A 26,403-nucleotide genomic window follows, 5' to 3' on the forward strand; every position below is an offset into this window, starting at 1 on the left:
TAGTCATTTCTATTATCAGTCCACTACCCGCTTAGCCCTCAGTGTTCATTCTCCGGCTGCGTTTGCGGAAGTACAGAAACCCAAGGATAACTAATCCGCCAGCAATTAGTACATAGACTACATTGGAGTACACATCCATGTACATGGCAATGTCTTCCCAGGATTCGCCCAATGCCGCGCCAATAAGCACAAGCAGCAAATTCCATCCCAATGTGCCAATCGTTGTGAAGATCATAAATACTCCAAATTTCATGCCCGACATTCCCGCCGGAATCGAAATCAGACTGCGGACCAGCGGAACCATCCGACAAAACAATACAGTCCAATAGCCATATTTATCAAACCAGGCGTCAGCCTTGTGGATATCTTTTTTAGTGACGCGAATTAGGCCCCCCCAGCGTTCAACCAGCTTCTCTAACCGGCTCACATCCAATAATCGGCCAATATAATAGAGAATTACTGCACCCAGTAGTGATCCAGCCGTGGCAGCAATGATTACACCAGGGATCGTTAAGCTCGTCGTAGTGGTCATAAATCCTCCAAAGGGCAGGATCACTTCTGAAGGAATTGGTGGAAATATATTTTCAAAGGCCAGCATCAGAAAAATACCGAAGTAACCAAACTGCTCCATAAAATCTGTAATCCATGCTTGCATCTTGTTACCCCCATTTCTCATATCAAGTTCTTCTTCAGGTTGCGTAAATAGCGGCTGCGAATAAAAAAGAAGTATAGTCCTTGAACAGCCAAATATCCGAGTAACACCGCGCCTGTCTCCGTTGCGATAGATAAGTAGAACAACCGTTGAAGCGCAATAAAGGCAAACACACTGTGTAAAATAGCTATTCCGACCGGCACAAAAAACAACAAAGACAGCTGAATCGTAACTATTCGATTGAGTTCTTTATCCGTAAGCCCCATCTTGGACAAAGTGGAATATTGATTGCGATCATGATCAAGATCGGTATATAACCGGAAGTAAAGAAAGCTGCCTGCCGCAATAAAAAAGACAGTACCCACCAGCAAGGAAGCAAAAAGCATTGTGTTATACAATGTTTTCTGAAGCTCAAACAGCGTGCCGCTGATCACAATCGCATACGGAGAATCACTTTCATAGGACTGTTTGCCTTTATGGGCAAGATCAGCTGCGATACCTACCGTCTGCGGAAAATCCTCTACATAAAAACCTGTATAAAGATCCGTCTGCACGGGATCAATAGCACTGTAAAGCTCGTCACTGATCACGACACCACTAAAATCCCCGCCATCTCTACCATCCAGCTCCGGCAATAAATATTCGGCAATGGGGACTTGCTCGGTATAACCTATTTCTTTAATGGCAAGTCCTTGCTGCAAGGAATAGACCGCTTTTACTCTGCCTTCTGTTAAACTGCGATCCCGCTGCGAACCAATCATCACCAGACCTTCGTTGCCCACCAGAGCACGCTCATCTGTTGGGAAACCTGCACGTTGCAGGGCGAGATTATAATCACTGAAAGCAATCAAGGGAAGGCGTAAAGTGCGATCGGGTCCAGTCTGAGCTTCGACCTCAGCATATTTAATCGGGATACTAAGCGCTTCATAAGGGAGTCCGTGCGTCTTGAGCTCTTCCTTAATTTCGTTCAGATGCTGATCAAAGGGTACACCCGTCTGATTTCCTTTGGCTACATAACCCACTGCTGCGGGATAATCCAATTTCAGCTCTCTGGAAAGTGTATGTATCGATGCAAATACCCCTACGGAAGTGAAGGAGACTGCGGATACAATCGTCACCATAAAAAACATCCGGCCATTCTCTTTCCAGCGGTAGGACAAACCGGATAAAGTGATGATATTCGTACGATGCCAATACAAGCGCCGAATGTCCTTAAGCAGCTTAACCAAACAAATACTTAGCTGGGTATAAAAGAGATACGTCCCGATAACCGTAATCGCAACGACCGGAAACATGACTTTCTCTACGGAAGCAGCTTTTGCAGTAGCCGCCATATAATAACCACTGATCAGCAGTACAGCAGAAATAATAGATAATACAAAGGATACTTTGGGTTCTTCTTCTGCCTTACGCTCTCCCTGAAACAGACGCATCAGTGACTCATTGCCGATAAAAACAAAGGTGCAAAGTGATATCAGAAAAAACAATAACACGAAGCTGCAAATCGTAAGCACAAGTGCCTGCCATGGGAGATGAAAGGTTAACAGGGGAATTCCCAAAAAAGTAGATCCGATCATCAAAAATAATTTGCCCAGAAGTAACCCGAGAAGGGTACCTGTCAGGATGGCAGAGGTGCCGATCATCATATTTTCCAGAAAAACCATGGTGTTCAGCTGTCTCTTCGTCATTCCATGCATCAATAAAATTCCGAACTCCATCTTGCGCGACTGCAGGAAGGATCCAACGGATACGAGTACGAACAAAGAACAAAAGACATAAATAATTGCCTCTGCCACCATCATCGTATGAGCCGCCGTACTATAAATTAAGCTCTTTGAAATATCCGGATGGTAAATAAACAAAGCGCACACGAAAAAGATCATCACCGAAAAAGCACTGACGACAAAGTAAGCGGCATATTTGCGTTTATTACGTGTTACATTCCTATAAGCGAATTGCCGAAAGGTCATGGCTGGTTCCCCCAAGCAGAGACAGCATATCAATAATACTTTGGAAGAAAGCGCCTCTATTACTGCCCTTGTACATTTCACTATAGAAACGTCCGTCTTTAATAAAGATGACCCGGTTGCAAAAGCTTGCAGCCACTGCGTCATGTGTGACCATCAGCACCGTAGCTCCTTCTTCCTTATTCACCTCTGTCAACATATTCATGACTTCCCCTGAGGCTTTGGAGTCCAGATTGCCTGTGGGCTCATCCGCCAAAATTAACGATGGACGATGAATCATCGCCCGGGCGATAGCCGCCCGCTGCATTTGTCCGCCTGAGACCTCGTACGTGCGCTTCTTCAGCAAATGTTCGATGCCAAGCAAGGTAGTGACCTCTTTCAGCCTGCTCTCCATCTCTGGGACACGAGCACCTGCAAGCGTCAAAGGTAATACGATGTTTTCCTCTACAGTGAGCGTATCCAGTAGATTAAAATGCTGAAAGACGAAGCCTAGCTCATGACGGCGAAAAAGCGCCTTTTCTTTTCTGCTAAGCAGATTAGGATCTCGGCCGTTGATCAGAATCTGACCGGAGGTCGGTTGGTCGATGGTGGCAATCGTGTTGAGCAGCGATGTTTTCCCGCTCCCGGATGGACCCATTATGCCAACAAACTCCCCCTTTTCTACAGAAAAGCGGATATGATTCAGCGCCTGAGTGGACACTTTACCCTCATATATTTTTGATAAATTATGAACATCTAGAATGGGCAAGTGTTACCTCTCCTTCTTTCGACTGGATTGCCTTCATTATACAAAGTGTACACATAGGCTGCTATTTCTGAAACTTACAATGCCCTTACACATTTGTAAGGTTTGTTATATGCTGCTCCCTAAATACAATCCGCACGGTGGTCCCGCTTCCTTCTTCGGAACGGATACTCACCTCATGTCCAAGTTTGCCGCAGATCTGCTTCACGAGATATAAACCCATCCCCGTAGATTCCTGGAAGGTTCGTCCATTCACCCCGGTAAAATAAGCATCGAACACACGCGGTAGATCTCCTGCTGGTATGCCTACTCCTTCATCCCGGATCTCAAGCACAGTCTGCTTATCTTCCGTGACCATCCCTTGGAAATAAACATGTTTGCCCTCTTCTGTCGTATAACGTACAGCGTTCGTAATCAGCTGCGTAAGGACAAAAGTGAGCCATTTTTCATCCGTGTTTACGGTAATCTGTTCATCTATTTGTATAGCTGGAAATACTCTTTTTCGAATAAAAAGACGCTTCTGCTCAGAGGTCACACCACGTACGATGGTCTCCAAATTCAGCCGTTCCACATAAAAATCGTGCTCGAAAGTATCCAGACGGGCCGTATAAAGCACGGTATCCAGTCCTTTTTTCAGACGATCCAGTTCATCACCAATTGCCGTAAAAGGAGGGCCATCCTTATCCTGAATGATCAGATGAATGACAGACAACGGCGTCTTCATGCCATGTACCCATTGATTAATAAAGTGAATATGCTCTTCTAATTTGTGGCGGTAGCTGTGCAAATCATTTTTGTAGAGGCGGAATTGCGACCCCAGTAAACCTCGCAAGCTTACGGCTAGCGGAGAATCCTGTGTAGGGCCACCTGCCTCATCGAGAGAGGAGGGCGTAGTCTCCAAACGTTCATAGAACGTGCGATTGGTGACGTAACGGTAAGCGAGGTAGCCAATCAGTAGACAAGTGCTGAGCAGCGCGGCATATAAACTTACATTCAGACCGCTGCCCCCATCCAGCCGATACACTAATGTGATCAGGACTAGCTGGGCTAGATAGACCACAATCAGGGGGAACTGTTCCCGTAAAAACAACTTCATTCCTCATCCCCCCAATTCGGAATCAAACGGTAGCCTTGACCGCGTACGGTTTGTAGTCCATCTGTGATAGCGAGAGCGGCAAGTTTTTTGCGTACACGTGTAACATATACATTTAAGGTATTTTCATCCACGAAGGCTTGATCATCCCAGATTTTTTCGAGCAGCCTGTCCCGGGTAACGATGACGCCTGATTTTTGCATTAGCTCATCTAGTATCTTGGCTTCCGTGTGGCTTAAGTCCACTTTAGCTTCGCCTCGGGTAAGGATTAGCCGCTCTACATCCAGCGTCATTCCGGCAACGTTTAGTGTGCGTTCATTATTCCCACCGGCATAGGTGCCGTAGGCGCGCCGCAGCTGACTTTTGATTTTGGCCATCGCGATTTCGTAATCAAAAGGCTTAGTGATATAATCGTCGGCTCCATTTTCCAGCGCCATTACTTGGTCCATTTTGCCATCGCGGGCAGATATAAAAAGAATAGGGCAGGTTGAAATTCCGCGAATCTGGCGGCACCAGTAATAACCATCGTATTTTGGCAAATTTACATCAAGGAGTACCAGATGTGGCGTGAACGCCTCAAACTGAGTGCGGACCCGCTCAAAATCACTCACCGCCTGCGTTTCATATCCGAACTTATGTAAATAATCCTGCAGCAAAGCCACAAGTCCACGGTCATCTTCTATAATAAATATTTTGAACATATCATGCCTCCGGTCCAGCCTTAACAATATAAGGGGGTCTGCCAAATAATATATACACCGTGCATAGGGTTAGTCAAATCGGAAGGAAGAAAAAAGAACCCATGAAGCACCTGTTTACGGCACCTTCTAGGTTCTTGGATAAGTTAGGTTTAAGGATATCAACTAGTCCCATTGTTTCTTCTGAATCCCGGCAAGAACTCTCTCTACAGGTGCCCAGCCGATAAGTTCTGGTTGGCTCCAGCCCGGAGCAGCTTGCAGATGGCAAATTTCCATGTAGTGATCTATCCTAACTATATCCCAGGCATGAATGGCCTCGCCATTCCCAAGGGCCAAAGCTACATGCCCCCAATCCTTAAGCTCACCGTCCACCAAACCTGAGCAAGCATAAAAAACAAACGCGCCAGCTGGCGGAGCCCCCGGATTCTTGTGCGCATCGTACAGCTCTGCGGATTCGCGTGCATCGCTGCCTCCCCACATTTCGATCCCATTGCTTCTTTCATATGCATCCTCAACAAAAGCAAGACAACGCAGCGGATACTCCTGCGACCCCAGCCGCTCCTTAGCCCAACAAATAGCACTCTCAATTTCCTTGCCAAATTCCACGTCCATTAGCAATATACATTCCTCCAAAGTACGAAATAGTGTTGAACACATCATAACTGAACCAGCTACTCATGAGCTGGTATTATATAGTTATCAATTAAACTATCCCAATTGTACCTGAGTGGTCATCTACTTCGGCCAACCATTACTTAAAAAACATAAAAAACCGTAAATGAGCATAGCTCATTACGGCTCTAACAAACTATAAATTGGTTTAAAGATACAGGAGTGGTGGTGATAGTGTAGTAGTGGTGGTGATAGTAGTGGTAGTGGTAGTGGTAGTGGTAGCGATAGCGGTAGTGGAGGACAATGTAAAGTTGATATTGCAGACGCCGAACGGTGATATCCCATCGAACATAAGTAACTTATTACTTGTTGGAGTAGCTCATCTGCGGGATATATACCGTACATCTGACCGTATACGCTCGATTGCCTCCATTCTCCGGGATTTATACCGTTCATTTAGCCGCAACTGCTCCACCAGCCTCATTCTTCGGGATTTATACCGTACATCTGGCCGTAGGTGCTCCACCGGCTTCATTCTGCGGGATCTATACCGTTCATTTGGCCATATACGCTCCATCGGCTCCATTCTGCGGGATTTATACCGTACATCTGACCGTATACGCTCTATCGGCTCCATTCTACGGGATTTATACCGTACATCTGACCGTATACGCTCTATCGGCTCCATTCTACGGGATTTATACCGTACATTTGGCTATATGTGCTCCATCGGCTCTATCTGCGGGATTCATACCGCTCATTTGACTGTAGGTGCTCCATCGGCTCTATTCTACGGGATTTATACCGCTCATTTGACTGTAGGTGCTCCATCGGCTCTATTCTACGGGATTTATACCGTACATTTGGCTATATATGCTCCATCGGCTCTATTCTAAGGGATTTATACCGTACATTTGGCTATATGTGCTCCATCGGCTCTATCTGCGGGATTTATACCGTACATTTGACAGTGTCGAGTAAATCAAAGGCACTTTTGCCCTTCTTTCGCGCGATACTAAACCTTTACAGCAAAACAAGGGCATTTCTGCCCTTGTTTCACCACACCCTATAGCGCCACCGCTGAAACGACGCGTCCTCTTGTAATGTTGTATACCTCGTATGTTCCTCATTTCGCACGCTCTTTGCTTCATATGCTCAGCATTTCCACGCTCACTCCACATTTCGCACGCTCTCTGCTTCATATGCTCAGCATTTCCATGCTCACTCCACATCTCGCACGCTCTTTGCCTCATATGCTCAGCATTTCCACGCTCACTCCACATTTCGCACGCTCTCTGCCTCACCTACTCAGCACTTCGCACGCTCACTCAACATTCCATTGTCCTCTACTTCCACGCTGTGCAATGCGCTCACGCAGACTTATCTACCATCCAGCAGATTGCCGAGTCCGCCAAGTACGCTTCCTTCTTCTTTCCGACCACTGTTGCCGGCAGCGGACAGGATGCGATCGGCCATTCGGCTGAATGGCAGCGACTGTACCCACACCTTGCCGGGTCCGCGCAACGTTGCGAAGAACAGGCCTTCGCCGCCGAACAGCGCGGTTTTGACCCCTTTTACAAACTCAATATTATAATCCACCGAAGACGTCATAGCGACTAGACAGCCAGTGTCCAGCTTAAGCGTCTCTCCCGGTTGAAGTGTGCGTTCCATAACATAACCGCCAGAGTGTACAAATGAAAGTCCGTCACCCTCCAGCTTTTGCATAATAAAACCTTCACCACCAAAAAAGCCGGTACCCAGCTTACGCTGAAATTCAATACCGATTGAAACGCCCTTTGCCGCGCAAAGGAATGAATCCTTTTGACAGATGATTTTTCCACCGTATTGCTGCAGGTCGAGCGGGATGATTTTGCCTGGGTACGGAGCAGCAAAGGTGACACTTTTACGTCCATAAGAACCACTGTGTGTAAAGACAGTCATAAACAAGCTTTCACCTGTCAACAGACGTTTGCCCGCGCCCATCAGCTTCCCCATCAAGCCACTTCCTCGCGAGCCTCCGCTGCCGTCGCCAAATATCGTCTCCATTGTTATTTCCTGATCCATCATCATGAAGCTCCCGGCTTCGGCAATTACACTCTCTCCTGGGTCAAGCTGCACCTCTACACACTGTATTTCCTCACCCATAATGGCATAATCAATCTCATGAGCACTCATCCCGCAGTTCCTCCTTATAATTAAAGTCAACATGTGACTTATGAATGAAAATATATACGTGCGTTGCGATTCACGGTTTCGCAAATCCTAACTATCCATGAAAACCGCATATATTCAGCAAAAAAATCAACCAGAGGTTCTGGCTGACCTTAATCCGGTATCCCTGAAAAATGTTATTTATTCCAGCTTTCTTCAGGTTACTGTACCACATCTCTTGTCAATACTTGATAATATGTTACAATACTTTTTATACTTAAATGTTTATTTAGTAGTCTAATTCTAATGATAAAGGTGAAATGAATGAATCCACAATCGGAATATGCAATTCTGCTATACTATAAATTTGTAAAAGTGCCGGATGCAGAACAATTCGCCCAGGAGCATTTGGCTTACTGCAAAGAGCTTGATGTAAAGGGACGAATTCTCATCTCAGATGAAGGCATTAACGGAACACTATCAGGTACGGTTGCCCAAACCGAGCAATATATGAAGGATTTGCGCGCAAACCCTCTGTTTAGCGATATCGTCTTCAAGATCGATGAGGCTGAGGGTCATGCCTTCAAAAAGATCTTCGTTCGTTATAAAAAAGAACTCGTGACGTTCCGGGTCGAGGATGAACTGGACCCTAACGTGATTACCGGAAAGCATCTGGCGCCTAAAGATTTCTATGAAATGATGCAGCGCGACGATGTGGTGATTCTGGATGGTCGTACCGGTTACGAATTCGATCTTGGTCATTTCCGCGGCTCCATCCGCCCCGAAGTAGACAGCTTCAAAGAATTCCCGGACTGGATTCGCGAGAATATGAGCGACCTTAAGGATAAACCAATCCTGACCTACTGTACAGGCGGGATCCGCTGCGAGAAATTAAGCGGGTTTATGATGAAGGAAGGTTTTGGACAGGTGTACCAGCTGGATGGCGGCATTGTGACTTACGGTAAAGACCCTGAGGTACAGGGTCAACTGTTTGATGGAAAATGTTATGTCTTCGATGAGCGGATTTCCGTACAGATTAATCATACCGACGAGGATATCGTTGTCGGACGTTGCCATCACTGCGGTCAGCCAGCTGACCAATTTATCAATTGTGCTAACGATGCTTGTCATCTTCAGCATATTTGCTGTGAGGACTGTGAAACACAGCACAGTGGTCATTGCTCGGACGAATGCGAAGCTATCACGAATGCTGTGGGCTAAATAAAAGGACAAGCTGGCCGCAAATGTTTCTGCACGATTCAATTACGAGCACTAGTGAGTCTTAAGTTAACTAAAAGGTGGCGTACAGGATTTTCACTGTACGCCACCTTTTGTTATGAGCGAAACGTCCGAGCAACGACCCTAAGGACTACACCCTTTAAATTACGTCATATCCAGAAAAAAAAAGTCAACCAGAAACTCTGGCTGACCTTAAATGTAGTATATCCCCGAATAAGCTGTTTATACCAGCCTTCTTCACATTACCGTACCATCATGCGGTTTACGCAGTGTAGATTGAATCTTTGGCGCCTTCACTAGCTTTGGTTTGCCTAAAGAGGTTGTAAAGGTGATCACATAGCCGGCTACGACTACTGCCATCACTGTATACATCGTTTCTTTAACAGGCATATAAAAGAGTGATAGTGCCAGAACGATTACATCCATCATGATGAATACCGTACCTACTTTGATTCCCTTCCATTCACTAACCAGCAGCGACAAAATATCGTCTCCACCGCTAGCCCCGCCACTCCGCAGGATAATTCCCGCTCCTAAACCTGTCAGTACGCCGGACAAAAGAGCTGCTAATGCCAAATTGTCCTGCAAGTTGATGACCAAACCGGAATAACGTTCCATGAGACCATAGAAGATTGTAAAAGCTCCTACAGAAACAAAGGTGTTGCACACGAACGCTTTCCCTTTGAACATCCATGCTATCAAGAGTACTGGAACGTCTAGAAGCAGAGTTGAAATCGAAGGTGAAATTCCTAATACGTATTTGCCAAGCAGCGATAATCCTACGAATCCGCCCTCTGACAAATGATTCTGAAAATTGATGTGATAATAAGTAAATGCAAGCAAAAATGTTCCAAACAAAATGACTGTCAATCGGAGCAGTACATTCACTCCGTAATTGTGGTTCCTCATACAGGTCTCCCCTTATCGTATATGGCGGCTAGACGTCCCACCAACCTCTACGACGGGTAAAACCGGAGGTATTGCTCCTTCGCATATATATACTCCTTCCCCTCGCAGAGGCGGTTCGTCAAGTAACAACGGTTTACGCACCTTCTACAGGGAAGCTAAGTATAAGACAGATCATAACGTTTCCAAATCGTCCTTTGGGGAATCGTCCTTCGGGGACACATGGTATCCTGATCCTTTCTCTAATTTGATAAGTTCTGTTTACATTATACCACGGAGCCACCCTACTCTAAACAGTTTGCCAGAAAAAAGCAGGAATCACTCTGTACTCCGCAGCAAACGGTTGATTGTTTCACGTCTTACACCGATCAATTGTCCTATTTCTTCCTGGGTCAATAACTCTGTTAGCGCTGCGCCATGAGAGTAGTCATTAAACCAGCGGGTTAGCAATTCCATACGTTCTGCAGGCGTACCTACAGTAAGATGATCCAGCCGTGTCTGCATAAACCGTACCTTCTCCTGAAGCAGTCTGGCGATTTCCATCGCTTGACCAGAATCCTCCCGCAGCTGTTGATACCATTCTGCTGATGGAACTGCCTCCACCTCGCTCTTCATCATCGCAACTGCCGTTCCATGCGCCTCCTTTGGCGAAATGAGTGAATGATGGGGAACCATCTCACCGGGATACAGGATGTTGAATAACACCATGTTCCCATTCTCATGAAGTCTTGTGACCTTGAACAGCCCGCTTTTTACCTTAAATAAAAAATCACAGCTGTCTCCTTGGCGGAACAAGACTTCCCCCTTATGTAATATCATCTCGCTCGCTCCTTTTCCTTCTGATTATATATATTTTCAATTATATAAAATTAAACCTCATTTATGGAGATAAATCTACCTATGGGCGAGGAGGTGGGTGATTAAAATCCATGCAAAAACTGCTGGACACCAGAATGAAAATTCTGGCACCCAGCAGTTCAATTTGTTTATAAAGTTACTTTGCTTCAAGCGGTTTCTTCCATAATCCGAGCATCAACCCGGAGATGACCGAACCGATCAGAACAGCTAAGAGGAACAACAGCGCGTGGCTTGAAAGGGCAGCTACAAAGATCCCGCCATGCGGAGCCGGCACGTTGATATTCCAAAGCTGTGTAAGACCTCCAGCAACGGCCGAACCAAGAATACAAGAGGTTAGGACACGAAGCGGATCGGCTGCGGCGAATGGAATGGCCCCTTCCGTAATGAACGATAAGCCCAGCACATAGTTCGTTAAGCCTGATTTACGTTCTTCTTCTGTGAATTTATTCTTAAAGAAAGTAGAAGCCAGTGCTATTGCAAGTGGAGGCACCATCCCCCCCGCCATTACAGCAGCCATCATGAAGCCGTTGGTATTGCCACTGGTAGTGAATACACCGATGGCAAAAGTATAAGCAGCTTTATTGAAAGGTCCACCCATATCTATGGCCATCATGCCACCGAGAACCAGACCCAAAATAACAGCATTAACAGTTCCAAGATCATTAAGCCAATCAATCAGCCCTACATTGATCCAGCTAAAGACCGGATCGAACAGGTAATACATCAATCCACCGGTAATTAGAAGCCCGAATACCGGATATAACAGGATCGGCTTCAGTCCGTCAAGTGTTTTAGGCAGACCTGCAAATACTTTACGTAGTCCGATAATTACATAACCCGCCAAGAAACCAGCAGCCAGCCCGCCGAGGAACCCAGCGTTGGAATTCAAGGCCATGTAACCCCCAACCATACCTGGCATCAGAGCCGGACGATCACCAATGCTGAGCGCTATAAATCCAGCAAGGACTGGGATTAGGAAATGGAAGGCACCATCTCCGCCACCGATTGTCTGCAGTAACTGGAACAGCGGATGATCTGCGCCACCTACTTGTTCAATCAGGAAGGAGATTGCTAGCAGAATACCGCCACCGACTACAAATGGGAGCATGTGGGAGATCCCATTCATTAAGTCTTTATATATTTTACTGCCGATACTGCCAGATTTCTCTTTAGACCCTTCGTCATTGCCACCGCGACCTTCATTGTGATAGATCGGCGCTTCCCCATTCATAGCTTTACGAATAAGCTCTTCCGACTTACGGATGCCATCACTTACAGGTCTTTGCAGTACAGGCTTACCGTCAAAACGGGCCATTTCCACCTTTTTATCAGCTGCAACAATTACACCGCTTGCACGCCGAATCTCATCAGGAGTAAGTACGTTTTTGGCCCCTTCTGAACCATTCGTCTCTACACGGATATTAACTCCCATTTCCAGAGCTTTTTTCTTAAGGGCATCTTCAGCCATAAAAGTGTGTGCAATGCCTGTAGGACAAGCAGTTACAGCTACGACAAAAGCTTGGGAATCCGGGTTGCCCACGATTACACGTTCAGGCTCTGACTTCGCGGCAGTTTCAGGGGCTTCGTTCTCTTTCTCCTTAGCTTCACCTTCCGCCTGCTTGGCATCAAACAAAGCTGATACCTCGTCAGGAGTCTGAGTATTCATAAGCTGTTCAATGAACTCGCTATCGATCAGTAGTCTGGACAATGAGGCCAGTGTACGAAGATGCATATTGCCTGCTCCTTCTGGAGCGGCAATCATAAAGAAGATACGTGCTGGCTCATCATCAAGGGATTCAAACTCCACTCCCTTTGCGCTCTTAGCAAATACAACCGTCGCTTCATTTACCGCTTTAGTCTTAGCGTGCGGCATTGCAATGCCGCCGCCAATCCCAGTGCTGGACTGCTCTTCGCGCTTCAGAATCATCTCTTTAAAAAGGATCGGATCATTAATTCGGCCACTTGCAGCAAGACTCGCAATCAATTCATCAATTGCAGCTTCCTTAGTTGTAGCTTTTAGATCCATGATCATCGTTTCTTTTATCATTAAATCCGTTATTCTCATCATGCTCAACTCCCTTAAGTACTTTGAATGCTGTCGGCTTACACTTCTGAGATTTGGATCAGCGGTCTCAGCTGTTCAATGAATTCTCTGTCCGCTAAGTCATCAGAGAATGCGGTTGCACTGCCCGAGGCAACGCCTGCACGGAACGCCTCCAACAAGTCTCCTGTCAAAGACAGTGTCCCTACAAAACCAGCGATCATGGAATCTCCTGCACCTACAGAATTTTTCACTTTACCTGATGGTGCGTTGGCGTGGTATACCCCTTGCTCCGTAATGAACAAAGCCCCTTCACCCGCCATGGAAACCAGTACATTTTTCGCTCCTGCATCCAGCAGCTTGCGTCCATAAGTAATGATCTCTTCCCTCGTATCTATGGTTACGCCGAATAGCTCTGCGAGCTCATGATGGTTCGGTTTAACCAGCAATGGCTGATACGCCAGTGCTTTTTGAAGTGCAGCACCAGTAGTGTCAATGACGAATTCCGCTCCGCTCTGTTTGCACACAGCTATAAGCTTGTCATAGAAATCTGCACCCAGTGATGGGGGAACGCTTCCCGACAAAATCACTACATCCTCCGCGTTCAGAGCAGCCAGCTTTTGCAATAGTGCGTCGGCTTCAGGATCATGAATGACGGGTCCAACACCGTTAATCTCCGTTTCTTCTCCATGCTTGAGCTTGATGTTAATCCGCGTATCATCGGAAACAAACACGAAATCGCTTGAAATTGACTCTTCGTGTAACCAATCCTCAATATATCGGCCGGTGAAGCCTCCAAGGAATCCCATAGCCTTATTCTGAACCCCAAGCTGATTAAGCACTCGGGATACGTTAATTCCCTTCCCTCCCGGAAGCTTCAAATCACGTTTCATCCGGTTCAAGTCACCCAGTCTCAAATCTTCCACTTCCACGATATAATCAATGGAAGGATTAAGCGTTACAGTATAGATCATGATTATCCCTCAATTATGTTGGTTTTCTAAGCCATAGATTACCGATCACAAGTACGGCATCTGTAATTTCTCCAAACGATCACACGGTAATTCATAATTGCTTATCCTATATAAAATTTATACCAGCGTGAAATCCACACCCAATTGCGTGATCTCACGGATGAATTTGTCAGACGCTCCTGAATCTATAATGCAATGATCCATTTCCGTCACCTCTGCAACCTTGCTAAAGGATATCTGCCCCAGCTTACTGTGATCTGCCAGTAGAATAACTTGCTTGGCGACTGCGATCATTTTGCGTTTTGTAGCTGCCTCTAACATGTTCGGAGTTGTGATGCCTTCCCGCAAATCCAGTCCATTAGTGGCAAGAAAAGTTTTATCTACTCTCACCATATCTAAGGAACGTTCTGTCATCGGTCCAACAAAAGCCATCGTATCCGGGCGAAGCATACCGCCTGTAATTGAGACTTCGATATTGCGGCAATCCCGCAGCTCATTCAGCGCCATAATCGAGTTCGTAATGACTTTGATATTCGAAAAGTTCTTCAGCTCTCTGGCAATCTGCAGTGTTGTTGTTCCTGCATCAAGCAGTATTGCGTCCCCCTCCTGAATCATCTCCACGGCCTTACGGGCAATCCGTTGCTTCTCATCCAATAAATGGTCTTCCTTATCAGGATAAGCCGCCTCAAAATTGACGCTCTGCAGGGAAACCGCTCCGCCATGAGTACGCTTTAATAGCTTGGCTTCTTCCAGCTCCTTCAGATCACGGCGCACAGTAGACTCAGATACGCCCATTTCCTGACTTAGCTCCTGTACAGAAGCTCTTGAGTTTTTTTCCACAAAAAGCACGATTTTTTGTTTTCTCTCTTCCTCAAACATCATCGTGGCTCGCTCCTTTATGTGACAGCGCGACCTGTGCAATTCCTTGCGCTCATCTATGAATTTTCTTGACCGTTAATTGATTATATATGACCGTTATTGATCGTTTGTGCTCGTTTATGATTTTAACAGCGTTTTCATCCTGTGTAAAGTGCTAAAAAGAGACAGTGCAAAATTACATCCGAATTGCCTATCTCATATGCGGCATTTATAACATATTAATAATACATACCGGGAAAAGCGGGTGATCAGAAATGGCCAATGGAAGAAACAGCGGGAGAAATAAAGGCAACAGCAATGCTAATAAGAATGGGACCACCAATAACAATAATCCAGTGGAATCCGCAGAACTTAGCGCTGAGGATTATGAGATCATCGCAGCTGGACTTGTAGCCTTAGGTGAGATTTTTTCCTTTTTATCTCTTGTTAAAGCAAGACAAGTTACCAAAGAAACCGGAGGCGAAGATGTAGTTCCTGAAATCTTCACTTTATCCACTAGAAAATCTCATAGACGAAAGTCAAGATAATCTGTGAAAAAGCAGAGAAATAGTTATATCCCCTTGTTAAATTGCGAACTTTTTACTTGGCGTAACCTTTGTAACTAGAACCTCTATATGGGTATGCCAAGAACTACCTAAAAGGAATTGCCCGCTTTTGAATCAATACTTGTAAATTAGGGTTATTAAACTACATAGACATAAATTTGAATTTTGGGGGATGTTTTTATTGCCACAACAGAAGTATTTTCGGACAAGCCTTGCTATTATCGCCTTTTTACTGATTTTGTACTTAGGCTCCAAAGTAATGTTTCTCTTCGCCCCACTGGGTGCCATTTTCAAATTATTACTTGTTCCTATGATGTTATCAGGGTTCATGTACTACCTGCTGCGTCCGTTAGTAAGAATCCTTGAGAAAAGAAAATTAAACCGGGCGTTCTCCATCCTGCTCATTTATTTTCTGATTGCCGGCTTGTTCGTTCTCTTCTGGATTCTAGTCTGGCCGACACTGCAAGAACAAATTCAGAACTTTATTGATAACACTCCTTACCTCGTGCAAGGTTTGCAGGATCAGTTCAATGCATTGAGGGAGAATCCGACACTTTCGCGTTTTTTCAAAGGGGACTCTGACGTCGCGGCCCGTTTATCAGAATTTCTTAGCGATACTATTACCTGGGTTACCAATTCCATGTCCAATTTGATTGGCGTTGTTTCCAGCATTGTAGTGTTAATCGCAACTTTGCCCATCATTCTGTACTACATGCTAAAAGATGACTATAAGCTATCGCCTAAGCTTCAAGGCTTAATTCCGAGAAAATATCGTAAGGAAGGGCAAGAGATGTTTGGAGATATCGACAGCGCCTTAAGCAGTTTCATCGTCACACGCGTGGTGCTAAATGTCGTACTCGGTATTATGTTATATATAGGGTTCCTTATCATCGGACTGCCTTACTCCCTGTTGCTCGCCGTAATTTCAGTGCCCCTTAACTTCATTCCATATGTGGGATCATTCTTAGCAGCGATTCCGGTAATTATAGTGGGTTTCATTGAATCACCGACGATGGCCATATGGTCCCTGGTTGTAATCTTCATTGCCCAGCAGATCCAGGATAATGTACTCTCACCGATTATTTACGGAAAATCATTGGATGTTCATCCACTGACTACGGTCATCCTTGTCCTTATAGGTGGAGACTTCTACGGTATTATCGGAGTTCTTATTGCGCTCCCTGTTTATATGATTATAAAAATTGTTTTCCTGCGCGTGTATGAGATTATTATTGCAGACCGGATAGATGAAACTGAGCCTATCAAAAAAGAGGAGCTATAACGGTTGTAATCTACTTCGTGAACGGGCGGAGCTTATCTATAAAATAAAAAAGGGTACGTCTCCAATCACTGATATGCTCCCCATATAGTAGACAGGTAAAATAATAAAAACCTGTCGCTGTATGGGGAGCATTTTTATGGAACAAAAGAAGTTTACAGCACTGGAAAAGTTAACGATTCTCCAAGAAATTGAACGGGGCGACATTGGTTTGAAAACTGCGACCCGGAAGTATGGAATATCCAAAAACTCATTAGTGAAGTGGCGGCAACGTTATCAATTGTATGGATACGAAGGGCTGGAAGTCCGAAGCTACAATCGTACATATTCTGCAGAACTTAAACTCCATGCCGTTAAGGACTATCTCGAGGGAGGATTGTCGCAAAACCAAATCATCTGCAAGTATAAGATTGCAAGTTCAACCCAACTCGCCAACTGGATTAGGAAGTATAATGGTCATAGCAACAGCTTAACAGCTCATTCAGGAGGAACTAAAGCTATGACCAAAGGACGCGTAACCACTTGGCAGGAACGGATAAATATCGTGCTGTACTGCCTTTCGAACAGAGAAGACTATGCGAAGACGGCAAGCCATTTTCACGTGTCTTACCAACAAGTATATAGCTGGGTAAAGAAGTACGAAGCTGGTGGTGAAGAGGCGTTACGAGACGGTAGAGGACGCACTAAAGCGCCTGAAGAACTTACGGAAGCAGATCGCCACAAACTCGCGATGCAAAAGCTGGAATACGAGAATGCACGCCTGCGTGCGGAGAATGCTTTTCTAAAAAAGTTAGAGGAACTCGAAAGGAGGAGGCGTTAAGGACCATTCGCCAGGTGAACATCTACCTGGCCATTCAGGCCGTACAGCAGGAACAGTCTTGCTCCATTCGGCTTTTGTGTGACATCGCAGGGATTTCACGGTCAAGTTATTACAAATGGTTGAATCGCAAACCCAGTTCTCGAGAGGCTGACAACGAGAAACTGACAGAGGCTATGCTCCTCTTGTATGAGAAGGTGGAACGAACCTTTGGGTATCGCCAATTGACCCTGCATTTGCGCAGACAAATGGATAAATCTATTAACGCAAAGCGAGTGTACCGGCTGATGAGATGCCAAGGCATCCAATCAGTCATCCGCAGAAAGAGAAAGAAGTATGTAGGCTCCACGCCTCAGCAGGTTGCAGAGAATGTGCTGAACCGTAATTTTGAGGCTGAAGCTCCAAACCAAAAATGGGTAACGGATGTAACGGAATTCAAATACGGCAACGGCAAGAAGGCGTATTTAAGTGCAATAAAAGATCTGTATGACAAGTCGATTGTTGCTTACGTTCTGGGTCATTCCAATAATAATTCGCTAGTTTTTAACACACTGGAATTAGCTTTGAAGGCAGCACCGGAGAGCCGAACCTTACTCCATAGCGACCGTGGTTTTCAGTATACCTCTCTGCATTTTAAAAAGATGCTGGACGATGCAGAACTGAAGCAAAGCATGTCCCGAGTAGGCTGCTGCATTGACAATTCGCCGATGGAATCCTTCTGGGGAACATTGAAATGTGAGAAGTACTACTTACATACCTACCAGACCTTTGAAGAACTCCAAACAGATATTGATACCTACATTCACTTTTACAATAACGAACGGTTACAGGCAAAACTAAACGGCCTCAGTCCCATTGAATTTAGGACTAAGGCCGCTTAAACTACTTTTATTTTTTGTGCTGTCTACTTGACGGGGTGCAGTTCACCACTCGGAGTCGTACCCTTTTTTATTCTTTACAGGTGCCTGAAATCATCCTCGTAAAGAACGAACTACAAAGATGTGATTGCCCTTCATCAGGTTTTGGCCGTTCTGAAGAGTAACTGAACCTTTCGTATGTGAGGTAATAATCGTATTAAAGGCAATAAGCTGATCTTCTTTCCAGACACTAACCGCCGATTTAAAATACACTGCATTGTCAAATTGCTGCCGATCCCTCATCACATAACCTACGGAATGGAGAACTGGAGGCAGCGCTCTTTCTTTTGGAGCCAGAGCCTTAATAACAACAATATCCCGAAACGGCACAGCAATTTCCTGATGGCCAATCACCGCCACCGATGCGGAAAGGTCCCATTTGCGGAGGATTCCCTTCATAATGGTATAAGGTTTCTCCCCGCAGTACATTATAACGGGTTTACCTACCCAATGCTTCATAGCTACCTCCCCTTCGCATCACTCCATAAATTATAAGTCCGGAATGAACCAATCTATTCCTGCCAACCCCTGCGACTCTAAAAATTGGTTGGCCTTTGAGAACGGACGACTGCCAAAAAATCCACGATGCGATGAAAGTGGGCTTGGATGAGGCGATTGCAGCACCTTATGCCGGCTTTTATCGATGAAGGCGCCTTTTTTCTGCGCATGACTTCCCCATAATATAAACACCATAGGCGTAGATCTTTCATTTAGCTTTTGCATAATAGTGTCTGTGAATGTCTCCCAGCCCAGACCTTTATGCGAACCAGCCTCACCCTCACGTACCGTCAGCACGGTGTTCAGCAACAACACTCCCTGCTCTGCTAAGTGCAGTAAAGAGCCGTGGTTCGGAACAGGCACACCGACGTCCTCTTTCAGCTCTGCATAAATATTGCGCAGTGACGGAGGGATACGTACCCCCGGATTGACAGAGAAGCTTAGTCCGTGCGCTTGTCCGGGACCATGATAAGGATCTTGACCTAAAATAACTACACGGGTCTCCTTATAAGGCGTTAATTTCAATGCTGTGAACAATAATTCTTTTGGCGGATAAACGGTATGTTCCTTATATTCTTGTGTTAGTGCGTCCATTAATTTTAGAAAATAGGGCTTTTGCATTTCATCCTGCAATACCTCATCCCAATCGTTGCCAAACATCCCCAAACTCCTCCTTTAACCGAAACCATAGCGATATAGCTTTTTTATTTCCGACCATAATCCGCTTTGATCTCGCCCCACTCTTTGGTCTGCCACTTGAGCACCTTATTGTCATATGTATTGGTTTGCAACCAACGCTCTGCCCGATCAATAAGCACCCAAATTTCCTCTGTTGAAGAATCGCGCGGCAAGGTTGTTGCCACCTTCTTCTGCTTCACCCACTTCATTGCATTTACTGAATCACTGTAGACCGTTTTATCGCTTCCCTCTTTCTTCAACAACGCCAAGGCATGAACAATCGCTAAAAATTCGCCTAAATTATTAGTGCCCTTTTTGATCGGACCACAGGAGAAAATGATATCTCCCGTTTGTGTATCTACACCCTTATATTCAACAGGCCCCGGATTACCACGAGTCCCCACATCTACTGAAATACTGTTGTAATCAATCTCCTCAGAGGTCTCTACTGTAGCACTGCGTTTAAAAGAACTAGTCCCCTTAGACTTTGCTGCTCCAGCTGCCCCTGTTCCCCAATTCCCCTTCCAGCCCGCTTTATATGCCGCATCAGCTGCTGCTTTAGATTCATAGGATTTATATTTTGCACCGGTATAATGATCTGTCTGTGCCTGGCATTCTGCCCAAGTGCTATAGACTCCCGGTTGTTTACCTTCCCAGACTACATAATATTTCTGTTTGGCCATGGATAATGCTCCTTTTCTACTGCCTGTACTTATTGTAATCCATATTGCTCGTGAATTCATCGGATAAATCACATTTTTCAGGTCATACTATACGCCAGAGATGTCCAGGCCTATATTACCATTTGTAGATTGATTGGTAAATTACTAACTAATCACTCTATAGTAAGCTCGAAGGATATCAGTACAATTACTTAGGGAGGTTATACAGATGAGAAAGATAGCAAGTGTTGCTGCGGTATTTGCTTTTGTGTTAATGGTCGGATGTGGAAATGCAACAAACAATGCCAATAATGCTACTGCAACAAGCACTCCTGAGAACACGAATAATGCGGGAACCACTAATAATACAGGCACCGCTAATAATCAAAATAACACCACAGATGCTGTAACCTCAGCTTCCGTAGTAGATAATGAAGAAGCCTTCAAACGCGCCATCAGTCCAGAAGGAACCTGGATTGCTGCTACACTTAAAGACTTAACCTTCACCGAAGATCTCGTGGTGGATGGAGAATTCATGAATAAAGAGGAACCCGCCAGAAAAATTGCTCTATACACACAAGATGCGGATCACAACATCACCAACTCCTTTAAACTGACTGCTCCAAAATTGACCATCAAGAGTAAAAATGCCCGCATCCAAGGCGGCACTTTTATTGGAGATGTATACGTAGAAGCGGATGGATTTACCCTGGTGAACGCAACCGTTGAAGGCAATGTCTACTTCGCAAACGATCAATATAAATCCACCTTTAATTCATCCGATCAAGGAAAAGTAACTGGTGTTACAGAAGTGAAAAAATAAGCTTCAACCCCAAAAAGGTGATCTCAAGTCGTTAAGACTTGAGACCACCTTTTTTTATATACACCCTTATTCTTGATAAAAACCATCTTTGAAAAAGTTGTACCATCCCTCGACGGTTTCGATTGGGAAACCCTCTAACTTCTTCATAACTTCCCTTGCAAATTCTAAAGAAGCTGTGCCATTAGCTGTAATAATATATTCACTCGAAACTGCCTGTTTTTCTATATAATTTGCTTCTCCTTTATAATTAGGAGCATTTTGTTTTAAATAATCCAATGAATTTCCGGTATGAGGTATGTTGTCTAAATAGCCATGTTCAGCCAAAAAAGTTGTAGCATCACATATAGCGGCTATAGGTACACTCTCCTGCAGACATTTTTCAATCACTGGAGTAATAGCTGAATTATCTTTCCAGCCTGTGCCCCCGATTAAAATCAACATTTCATACTGAGCAGGTAAACTATCTAAAGTATAGTCAGGTACAACAGTAAATCCACCCATAGATTTGACATTGTCGCTAGTTAGAGCAACTGTTCTTACTTTATATTCACTTTCCTGCTTATTTAGTTCGGCACTAATATATCCGCTTTCCCAATCAGCGTAGCCATTGGATAGAAACATCAAAACTTCTTTTTTCATATATTAGCACCCCCTTTAAGTTCTAACGCCACTTCCGCCACTTCTCGCCCATTTACCAGCAGCACAATCCGGTGCTCTCCTGGATAATGACGCCGAGTTGTTAAATCAGCCCAACGATGTGTCCGTTTACCTGACAGAATTGTACCTCCAGGTACGGTCTTATCCGATAACAAAAAAGATTTACGGGAGGTTCGACCTGCCGCTTTCACGAAATAGATTCCGTATTCAATCCGAATCCGTGCTGGAGCTCCCTCACGAACTTGAAGCTTATACTGTAATTCAGAGCTTTCGCCAATGGTCAGGATTGAAGGTTCCAATAGAATGAAGGCACTCGTTATAAGTGGAGCAGCTTCGTCTGTCTGCTCTGCGTATCCGAATAAAGCCATAATCTCTGGCTCAGCTTTACGAATCAAAGAACGGCAGCCGTGACGCACAATCCAGTCTGTATCGGGATGTGTTCCCTTCCAGCGCCGAGCGGTATCGAGCACCACTTCCGGATGATCCTTTGCAATATCATTCAAATGATTAGCGACACTTTTACGTACATACAGGGATGTATCCGCCTTAAGCTGCTCAAGTACAGGTAATACCGGAGCTGGGTCAAGCTTGAACATGGGAAGCGCCTGTCCCCAAGGCAGACGAGGCCGACAGCCCTCACTAGCCAGCCTACGTACATGCTCATCAGGGTGCTCCGCCCATACCAGCATTTGAGCCATCATCCGCTCTGGTTCCCGTAAGAGAAACGGCCTAACTGCAAATTCAGCCGATGATTTCGCTGTGAATCTTTCCAGCGCCTGCATAGACAATTCCCAATGATCGTCTCCCTGACCATATACCTCAACAAAATCCGGAAAAATCAAATAAGGAAATCCCACGCAATCGTCAGCAATGGCGAATAGGATAGCCAGCGCTTCCTCATAAGGAAGCTTTAAGTGGCTGCCCAACGTCTCGGTGATCCGCCGCATTCTTGCCTTCAGCTCAAGCGTTTCCCACGGTTCAGTCATGGCTGAGCTTACAAATGCCTCAGTCTCGAAGACATTATGTACGCCACGAATCTTTTCGCCGAACTCACGCAGAAATTGTTCATTGTACATTGCTTTTAAAGGTTCAGCCATTCGATAATCCCTCATTTTCTTCTTTAGATCAGCAGACTTGATTCTGTCATGAAATCGTAGCACACCCAATTTGACAACAGTATGTCAACTTTGGCAGCTAAGAATTAATAAGTACCTTTACCTCTTCAATCCCTTGTTGGGCTCGACTGTTTAACGCGCGTTTATCTTTAAGGTTATGTTCTTTAAGTTCGTGTCCAGGATCAATGACCAGCGGCTGTGAGATTACATCCTCGAGAATTTGCACAGCAACCTTACAGCCTTGAAATAACAGTTCTTTTGTGATCACTTGGTTATGAGAACGAATGATTTCAAGCATTTTTTCCGCATAAATCAGTCTAACCAAACTATCAGCGCTCATAATATTCCGCGAAGCAAAAGAAGCCACTTTTTCCACAATCCAGCTATCCTGATAATTCCGCGAGATGGATTCCAGTATCGTAATCGCATCCCAGTCCCGTATCGACAACTGCTTGACGTGCTCCGTAGCCCATTCCTGCAGCCATTCCAGCTCCACTTCTCTTGGAATTTCAAAACTCTTGTACTCCTTAAGTACTCCTGCTTTATGCATATTTAAAAAATGACCCAAAAACTGAATGTACAGCTCCTTGGCTCTTTGTGTCGGTTCTGTCATCTGGCAATCATCCTTTCATTATCCAAATCATATCCATTCCCCGGTTTCTTTTCAAATTAAAAATAAAAAAGGACAGGTAGCGAAATCATCGCAATACCTGCCCTTTAATAACTTTGGGTTATGGTAAATAGTTTGCTTCAACCGGAGGGGTTTTCTCCACTATTTTCAGTTCTAGTCCTCCGAATCTCTTCGCCAGCTTGTTATATACCAGCGCTACCAGCATACCCACCAATCCATAAATGAGTATCAAAATAACCGGCATAATCAAATAAGGGATACCCATAACAACAATAAACGTCTCTTTAATGATAAGCCCGACCACCACCATCCCTAAACCTACTATAAACAATAGCAGTGTAGGAATGATCATAAAATAGATAGTTGTTTTAAAAAAACTCTTTTTGTTAATTTCCAGCACTTCATAGTCTTTCATTATGTAATCCCCTTAATTTATTTAGAGTGGTAAAATTACCCTCTTCGTTTCATTAAAGACGATCTTAAATACAATTTCAACCAAATTTCTCATATTTTCGACTTTTACCAAAGAATTCTTCCTAAAACTCAACGATAAATCATGGTAAAATAACTCCTATGGTTTAATATATCATCATGTACAAGATGTCACCGGAGGGAATAACATGCCACAAACATTAGTGAAAAATATTGATTTTTTTATAGCTGCCTTATCCCAAACCTATATTTCTGCGCTACAGCTTGATCCTGATGGAATGTATTCAGAGGTTGCTTCAGGAATTGTTGAACTGTTCTCTGACGAACAAGTACGGCTGAGAAGATATGACGGATCAGTATCCCATTATGCAAGAGACAACACCAAATTTCAGCGATGACAAAAGGACGTGAACTGGAAAAAGGTCATTGTGAATGATCCTCTTCCAGCTCACGTCCTTATTCACTCTACACACAACTAATCTAGCACAATCCATTCGCCTTCAGCATCCGCTGACTTCATTTCTGCTTCCACGATTCTTAAAGACTCCGCTGTACTCTCTGGCGTACAAATAATGCTAGGCTTATCCTGGATAATAACATCCAGAAAATATATAAGCTCTCTATAGTAGCCAACATCCGGTGAAAGTTCCGCTAAATAGCCTGCCCCGTCATTCGGATTGACCTTGACCTCGCTGCCATCAAACACTATATTTCCACGTTCAAAATTAACCCGGTACCCCATGTAAAAACCAAAATCACCTTCCAGCGTCCAATCCACCTGAGCATTAATTACTTTTGCATCCTTATAAAAATAGTGAGTCGATGCGATATCATATCCGCTACCCGGAAGGACATTACGTCCTAAGGATGATACTTTATCCGGTCTGCCGAACAGATAGTTAATCATATCCGTATCGTGAATATGCATATCCATAATGCCTCCACCGCTTAGTGTCTCATCAAGAAACCAATCCTTAGGAGCACCAGATCCCCTGTAAAAATACCCTTCCGTGACCTGACCGAACTGCCCGCTCTCTATCACTTCTTTTAAATATTCATACCCCGGCCAAAAACGGAGACAATGTCCGATCATCAGTTTTTTCCCACAGCGGGCTGCCGTTTCCACCATTTCCAGCGCTTGTACGGAAGTTCTGGCCATCGGTTTCTCACAAAAAACATGATATCCACGCTCCAGCAGCGAACAAGTCATTTCCGCATGCAGATAAGTAGGAACCGCAATGTCGATCATATCCAGTTCCTCACTGGCTATCATTTTCTCCAGATCATCGTATAGATTGTAAGCTGACAAATCATAGACTTCCTGGGCAGTGCTCATATTCCCGGCTGCTTTTCCATCCTTTAATTCCTCAATTCGCAAATCACAGATGGCTTTAAGGGCAATGGGCTGCCCCTCTTTCGTTAAGCGCACATAATTATCAAAATGCATCCGGCCCATAAATCCAAAGCCGATCAAGCCTATTTTCAACATCGTGAAGTCTCCTTTACTAAAAGTATGGTACTTAACGTATCCGTATCCAGGCCCCTTCTTGATCAGCCGATTGGATTTCAGCCTCAATGATTTCTATGGACTGGGCAGCACTTTCGGGCATACATAGGGTCACTGGCTCATCGTTCTGGATGATTTTCAAGAAATATACCAACTCTCTGTAATATCCGGTATGCGAAGAAAGCTTCGCAATGAACCCCGGTTGACGATTAGGATTTACCTTAACTTCCGCGCCATCAAAGACTACATTTCCCCGTTCAAAATTAATCCGATAGCCCATGTAAAAACCAAAGTCGCCTTCCAGTGTCCAGTCCGCTTGGGCATTGACCACTTTTCCATCCTGATAAAAATAATGAGTGGAGACGATATCATAGCCACTTCCCGGTAAAACCTTCCGCCCAAGCGTTGATACTTTATCTGGTTTCCCAAACAAGTGATGGATGATGTCCGTATCGTGTACATGCATATCCAGCATACAGCCGCCACTTAGCTCATCATTGACCAACCACCCTTTAGGAGCACCGGAACCCCGGTAAAAATAAGCCTCTGTCACTTCACCGAACTCACCGCTAGCTATAACCCCCTTCAAATATTCATATCCCGGCCAGAAGCGAAGACAATGACCAATCAGCAATTTTTTTCCGCTGCTTTGCGCCGCCGCTACCATCTTCCAAGCTTCTGCGGAATGTCTCGCCATCGGCTTTTCACAGAACACATGATACCCTCGTTCCAGCAGCGAACAAGCCATTTCAGCATGCAAGTACGTAGGTACTGCAAGGCTAATAGCATCTAGTTCTTCTTTTTCGAGCATATGCTCCAAATTCTCATAAAGGCTGTAAGGGGATAAATCATATACCTCGTGGGCCGTGTTCATATTCCCCGCGGATTTAGTATGCTTAAGGACTTTAATCTGCGGGTCACAAATGGCAACCAGAGAAATCGGATGGCCGTCTTCCTGCAATTGAACATACTGATCAAAGTTCATTCGGCCCATAAATCCAAAACCCACCAGCCCCACTCTGAGCAC

General features: G+C 44.8%; 28 protein-coding genes. 7 read left to right on the forward strand and 21 right to left on the reverse strand.

What is annotated here, in order from left to right; genetic code table 11:
- Positions 1-31: 31 nt before the first annotated feature.
- The 6 genes from MKY54_RS22420 to MKY54_RS22445 all read right to left on the reverse strand — a co-directional run bounded on the left by MKY54_RS22420 (position 32) and on the right by MKY54_RS22445 (position 5,773).
- Positions 32-655, reverse strand: coding sequence for a DedA family protein (locus MKY54_RS22420; protein ID WP_036682974.1), 624 nt, complete (start codon positions 653-655; stop codon positions 32-34).
- A 17-nt stretch (positions 656-672) separates the two neighbouring features.
- A complete protein-coding gene (locus tag MKY54_RS22425; protein WP_076193048.1) occupies positions 673-2,622 on the reverse strand; it encodes an FtsX-like permease family protein in 1,950 nt (649 codons plus the stop codon).
- A complete protein-coding gene (locus MKY54_RS22430; protein WP_076193046.1) occupies positions 2,597-3,367 on the reverse strand; it encodes an ABC transporter ATP-binding protein in 771 nt (256 codons plus the stop codon). The genes MKY54_RS22425 and MKY54_RS22430 overlap by 26 nt, the downstream gene beginning before the upstream one ends.
- An 85-nt stretch (positions 3,368-3,452) precedes the next feature.
- Positions 3,453-4,460 (reverse strand): sensor histidine kinase, encoded by a 1,008-nt coding sequence (locus MKY54_RS22435; protein ID WP_339187984.1) that lies wholly within the window; start codon positions 4,458-4,460, stop codon positions 3,453-3,455.
- Positions 4,457-5,158 carry a response regulator transcription factor gene (locus MKY54_RS22440; RefSeq protein ID WP_038572574.1) on the reverse strand — a complete coding sequence of 234 codons (702 nt, stop codon included), beginning with the start codon at positions 5,156-5,158 and terminating at the stop codon, positions 4,457-4,459. Before MKY54_RS22440 ends, MKY54_RS22435 begins: the two co-directional genes overlap by 4 nt.
- A 162-nt stretch (positions 5,159-5,320) precedes the next feature.
- Positions 5,321-5,773, reverse strand: a complete 453-nt coding sequence (locus MKY54_RS22445; RefSeq protein WP_339187988.1) for a hypothetical protein — start codon at positions 5,771-5,773, stop codon at positions 5,321-5,323.
- A gap of 251 nt (positions 5,774-6,024) precedes the next feature.
- On the opposite strand from MKY54_RS22445, the gene MKY54_RS22450 reads away from it, so the two are divergent.
- Positions 6,025-6,663: a hypothetical protein gene (locus tag MKY54_RS22450; RefSeq protein ID WP_339187991.1), complete on the forward strand. Its 639-nt coding sequence runs from the start codon at positions 6,025-6,027 to the stop codon at positions 6,661-6,663.
- Between the two features lie 484 nt (positions 6,664-7,147).
- Here the strand turns inward: MKY54_RS22450 and MKY54_RS22455 are convergent, their stop codons facing one another.
- Complete coding sequence (locus MKY54_RS22455; protein WP_038572584.1) at positions 7,148-7,942, reverse strand: TIGR00266 family protein; 795 nt, start codon at positions 7,940-7,942, stop codon at positions 7,148-7,150.
- Between the two features lie 300 nt (positions 7,943-8,242).
- On the opposite strand from MKY54_RS22455, the gene MKY54_RS22460 reads away from it, so the two are divergent.
- Positions 8,243-9,139 carry a rhodanese-related sulfurtransferase gene (locus tag MKY54_RS22460; protein ID WP_076302702.1) on the forward strand — a complete coding sequence of 299 codons (897 nt, stop codon included), beginning with the start codon at positions 8,243-8,245 and terminating at the stop codon, positions 9,137-9,139.
- Positions 9,140-9,394: 255 nt separating this feature from the next.
- Here the strand turns inward: MKY54_RS22460 and MKY54_RS22465 are convergent, their stop codons facing one another.
- The 5 genes from MKY54_RS22465 to MKY54_RS22485 all read right to left on the reverse strand — a co-directional run bounded on the left by MKY54_RS22465 (position 9,395) and on the right by MKY54_RS22485 (position 14,818).
- Positions 9,395-10,066: a YitT family protein gene (locus MKY54_RS22465; protein ID WP_076130250.1), complete on the reverse strand. Its 672-nt coding sequence runs from the start codon at positions 10,064-10,066 to the stop codon at positions 9,395-9,397.
- Between the two features lie 315 nt (positions 10,067-10,381).
- Positions 10,382-10,882, reverse strand: coding sequence for a Crp/Fnr family transcriptional regulator (locus MKY54_RS22470; RefSeq protein WP_076217941.1), 501 nt, complete (start codon positions 10,880-10,882; stop codon positions 10,382-10,384).
- A 175-nt stretch (positions 10,883-11,057) separates the two neighbouring features.
- Positions 11,058-12,986: a fructose-specific PTS transporter subunit EIIC gene (locus MKY54_RS22475; protein ID WP_339174574.1), complete on the reverse strand. Its 1,929-nt coding sequence runs from the start codon at positions 12,984-12,986 to the stop codon at positions 11,058-11,060.
- A 38-nt stretch (positions 12,987-13,024) separates the two neighbouring features.
- On the reverse strand, positions 13,025-13,936 hold the full coding sequence (gene pfkB, locus MKY54_RS22480) for a 1-phosphofructokinase (RefSeq protein WP_076279191.1): 912 nt from the start codon (positions 13,934-13,936) through the stop codon (positions 13,025-13,027).
- 117 nt (positions 13,937-14,053) lie between these two features.
- Complete coding sequence (locus MKY54_RS22485; protein ID WP_339169081.1) at positions 14,054-14,818, reverse strand: DeoR/GlpR family DNA-binding transcription regulator; 765 nt, start codon at positions 14,816-14,818, stop codon at positions 14,054-14,056.
- Between the two features lie 251 nt (positions 14,819-15,069).
- On the opposite strand from MKY54_RS22485, the gene MKY54_RS22490 reads away from it, so the two are divergent.
- The 3 genes from MKY54_RS22490 to MKY54_RS22500 all read left to right on the forward strand — a co-directional run bounded on the left by MKY54_RS22490 (position 15,070) and on the right by MKY54_RS22500 (position 18,337).
- On the forward strand, positions 15,070-15,342 hold the full coding sequence (locus MKY54_RS22490) for a hypothetical protein (protein WP_076130246.1): 273 nt from the start codon (positions 15,070-15,072) through the stop codon (positions 15,340-15,342).
- Positions 15,343-15,532: 190 nt separating this feature from the next.
- Entirely contained in the window at positions 15,533-16,642 is a 1,110-nt protein-coding gene (locus MKY54_RS22495) for an AI-2E family transporter (protein WP_076130245.1), read from the forward strand.
- A gap of 136 nt (positions 16,643-16,778) precedes the next feature.
- Positions 16,779-18,337 (forward strand): IS3 family transposase gene (locus MKY54_RS22500; protein WP_339187584.1). Its coding sequence is split into 2 segments (ribosomal slippage): positions 16,779-17,412 and positions 17,412-18,337, totalling 1,560 coding nucleotides; the frame shifts between segments, so codons are not numbered across the junction.
- A 90-nt stretch (positions 18,338-18,427) separates the two neighbouring features.
- Here the strand turns inward: MKY54_RS22500 and MKY54_RS22505 are convergent.
- Genes MKY54_RS22505 through MKY54_RS22515 form a run of 3 tightly spaced genes read right to left on the reverse strand, consistent with a single transcriptional unit; the run spans position 18,428 to position 20,232 of the window.
- Entirely contained in the window at positions 18,428-18,832 is a 405-nt protein-coding gene (locus MKY54_RS22505; protein WP_036683006.1) for a hypothetical protein, read from the reverse strand.
- 30 nt (positions 18,833-18,862) lie between these two features.
- Entirely contained in the window at positions 18,863-19,531 is a 669-nt protein-coding gene (gene ung / locus MKY54_RS22510; RefSeq protein ID WP_339187992.1) for a uracil-DNA glycosylase, read from the reverse strand.
- A gap of 44 nt (positions 19,532-19,575) precedes the next feature.
- Positions 19,576-20,232 carry a ribonuclease H family protein gene (locus MKY54_RS22515; RefSeq protein ID WP_076184205.1) on the reverse strand — a complete coding sequence of 219 codons (657 nt, stop codon included), beginning with the start codon at positions 20,230-20,232 and terminating at the stop codon, positions 19,576-19,578.
- A 208-nt stretch (positions 20,233-20,440) separates the two neighbouring features.
- Here MKY54_RS22515 and MKY54_RS22520 point away from each other — a divergent pair, with 208 nt between their 5' ends.
- Complete coding sequence (locus MKY54_RS22520; protein WP_076130242.1) at positions 20,441-21,034, forward strand: hypothetical protein; 594 nt, start codon at positions 20,441-20,443, stop codon at positions 21,032-21,034.
- A 66-nt stretch (positions 21,035-21,100) separates the two neighbouring features.
- On the opposite strand, the gene MKY54_RS22525 is transcribed toward MKY54_RS22520, so the two are convergent.
- The 4 genes from MKY54_RS22525 to MKY54_RS22540 form a co-directional block, all read right to left on the reverse strand.
- On the reverse strand, positions 21,101-21,673 hold the full coding sequence (locus MKY54_RS22525) for a type 1 glutamine amidotransferase family protein (protein ID WP_076184206.1): 573 nt from the start codon (positions 21,671-21,673) through the stop codon (positions 21,101-21,103).
- On the reverse strand, positions 21,670-22,788 hold the full coding sequence (locus tag MKY54_RS22530; protein ID WP_076310113.1) for a hypothetical protein: 1,119 nt from the start codon (positions 22,786-22,788) through the stop codon (positions 21,670-21,672). Before MKY54_RS22530 ends, MKY54_RS22525 begins: the two co-directional genes overlap by 4 nt.
- A 97-nt stretch (positions 22,789-22,885) precedes the next feature.
- Positions 22,886-23,419, reverse strand: a complete 534-nt coding sequence (locus MKY54_RS22535; protein ID WP_076281365.1) for a hypothetical protein — start codon at positions 23,417-23,419, stop codon at positions 22,886-22,888.
- A 118-nt stretch (positions 23,420-23,537) separates the two neighbouring features.
- Complete coding sequence (locus MKY54_RS22540; RefSeq protein WP_076130239.1) at positions 23,538-23,852, reverse strand: hypothetical protein; 315 nt, start codon at positions 23,850-23,852, stop codon at positions 23,538-23,540.
- 205 nt (positions 23,853-24,057) lie between these two features.
- Here MKY54_RS22540 and MKY54_RS22545 point away from each other — a divergent pair, with 205 nt between their 5' ends.
- Positions 24,058-24,267, forward strand: a complete 210-nt coding sequence (locus tag MKY54_RS22545; protein WP_036683023.1) for a hypothetical protein — start codon at positions 24,058-24,060, stop codon at positions 24,265-24,267.
- A gap of 77 nt (positions 24,268-24,344) precedes the next feature.
- Here MKY54_RS22545 and MKY54_RS22550 read toward each other — a convergent pair whose 3' ends face one another.
- Both MKY54_RS22550 and MKY54_RS22555 read right to left on the reverse strand, forming a co-directional pair.
- Positions 24,345-25,358, reverse strand: a complete 1,014-nt coding sequence (locus MKY54_RS22550) for a Gfo/Idh/MocA family oxidoreductase (protein WP_339187995.1) — start codon at positions 25,356-25,358, stop codon at positions 24,345-24,347.
- A 31-nt stretch (positions 25,359-25,389) separates the two neighbouring features.
- Positions 25,390-26,403 carry a Gfo/Idh/MocA family oxidoreductase gene (locus MKY54_RS22555; protein ID WP_339187998.1) on the reverse strand — a complete coding sequence of 338 codons (1,014 nt, stop codon included), beginning with the start codon at positions 26,401-26,403 and terminating at the stop codon, positions 25,390-25,392.

The organism is Paenibacillus sp. FSL P2-0121 (genome assembly GCF_037975345.1).
GTDB lineage: Bacteria > Bacillota > Bacilli > Paenibacillales > Paenibacillaceae > Paenibacillus_AQ > Paenibacillus_AQ odorifer.

Coding starts and splice junctions, on each gene's coding strand:
- MKY54_RS22420 (WP_036682974.1), bottom strand. CDS start 655: ATGCAAGCATGGATTACAGATTTTATGGAGCAGTTTGGTTACTTCGGT.
- MKY54_RS22425 (WP_076193048.1), bottom strand. CDS start 2,622: ATGACCTTTCGGCAATTCGCTTATAGGAATGTAACACGTAATAAACGC.
- MKY54_RS22435 (WP_339187984.1), bottom strand. CDS start 4,460: ATGAAGTTGTTTTTACGGGAACAGTTCCCCCTGATTGTGGTCTATCTA.
- MKY54_RS22440 (WP_038572574.1), bottom strand. CDS start 5,158: ATGTTCAAAATATTTATTATAGAAGATGACCGTGGACTTGTGGCTTTG.
- MKY54_RS22455 (WP_038572584.1), bottom strand. CDS start 7,942: ATGAGTGCTCATGAGATTGATTATGCCATTATGGGTGAGGAAATACAG.
- MKY54_RS22460 (WP_076302702.1), top strand. CDS start 8,243: ATGAATCCACAATCGGAATATGCAATTCTGCTATACTATAAATTTGTA.
- MKY54_RS22465 (WP_076130250.1), bottom strand. CDS start 10,066: ATGAGGAACCACAATTACGGAGTGAATGTACTGCTCCGATTGACAGTC.
- MKY54_RS22470 (WP_076217941.1), bottom strand. CDS start 10,882: ATGATATTACATAAGGGGGAAGTCTTGTTCCGCCAAGGAGACAGCTGT.
- MKY54_RS22475 (WP_339174574.1), bottom strand. CDS start 12,986: ATGAGAATAACGGATTTAATGATAAAAGAAACGATGATCATGGATCTA.
- pfkB (WP_076279191.1), bottom strand. CDS start 13,936: ATGATCTATACTGTAACGCTTAATCCTTCCATTGATTATATCGTGGAA.
- MKY54_RS22485 (WP_339169081.1), bottom strand. CDS start 14,818: ATGATGTTTGAGGAAGAGAGAAAACAAAAAATCGTGCTTTTTGTGGAA.
- MKY54_RS22490 (WP_076130246.1), top strand. CDS start 15,070: ATGGCCAATGGAAGAAACAGCGGGAGAAATAAAGGCAACAGCAATGCT.
- MKY54_RS22495 (WP_076130245.1), top strand. CDS start 15,533: ATGTTTTTATTGCCACAACAGAAGTATTTTCGGACAAGCCTTGCTATT.
- MKY54_RS22505 (WP_036683006.1), bottom strand. CDS start 18,832: ATGAAGCATTGGGTAGGTAAACCCGTTATAATGTACTGCGGGGAGAAA.
- ung (WP_339187992.1), bottom strand. CDS start 19,531: ATGTTTGGCAACGATTGGGATGAGGTATTGCAGGATGAAATGCAAAAG.
- MKY54_RS22515 (WP_076184205.1), bottom strand. CDS start 20,232: ATGGCCAAACAGAAATATTATGTAGTCTGGGAAGGTAAACAACCGGGA.
- MKY54_RS22520 (WP_076130242.1), top strand. CDS start 20,441: ATGAGAAAGATAGCAAGTGTTGCTGCGGTATTTGCTTTTGTGTTAATG.
- MKY54_RS22525 (WP_076184206.1), bottom strand. CDS start 21,673: ATGAAAAAAGAAGTTTTGATGTTTCTATCCAATGGCTACGCTGATTGG.
- MKY54_RS22530 (WP_076310113.1), bottom strand. CDS start 22,788: ATGGCTGAACCTTTAAAAGCAATGTACAATGAACAATTTCTGCGTGAG.
- MKY54_RS22535 (WP_076281365.1), bottom strand. CDS start 23,419: ATGACAGAACCGACACAAAGAGCCAAGGAGCTGTACATTCAGTTTTTG.
- MKY54_RS22540 (WP_076130239.1), bottom strand. CDS start 23,852: ATGAAAGACTATGAAGTGCTGGAAATTAACAAAAAGAGTTTTTTTAAA.
- MKY54_RS22545 (WP_036683023.1), top strand. CDS start 24,058: ATGCCACAAACATTAGTGAAAAATATTGATTTTTTTATAGCTGCCTTA.
- MKY54_RS22550 (WP_339187995.1), bottom strand. CDS start 25,358: ATGTTGAAAATAGGCTTGATCGGCTTTGGATTTATGGGCCGGATGCAT.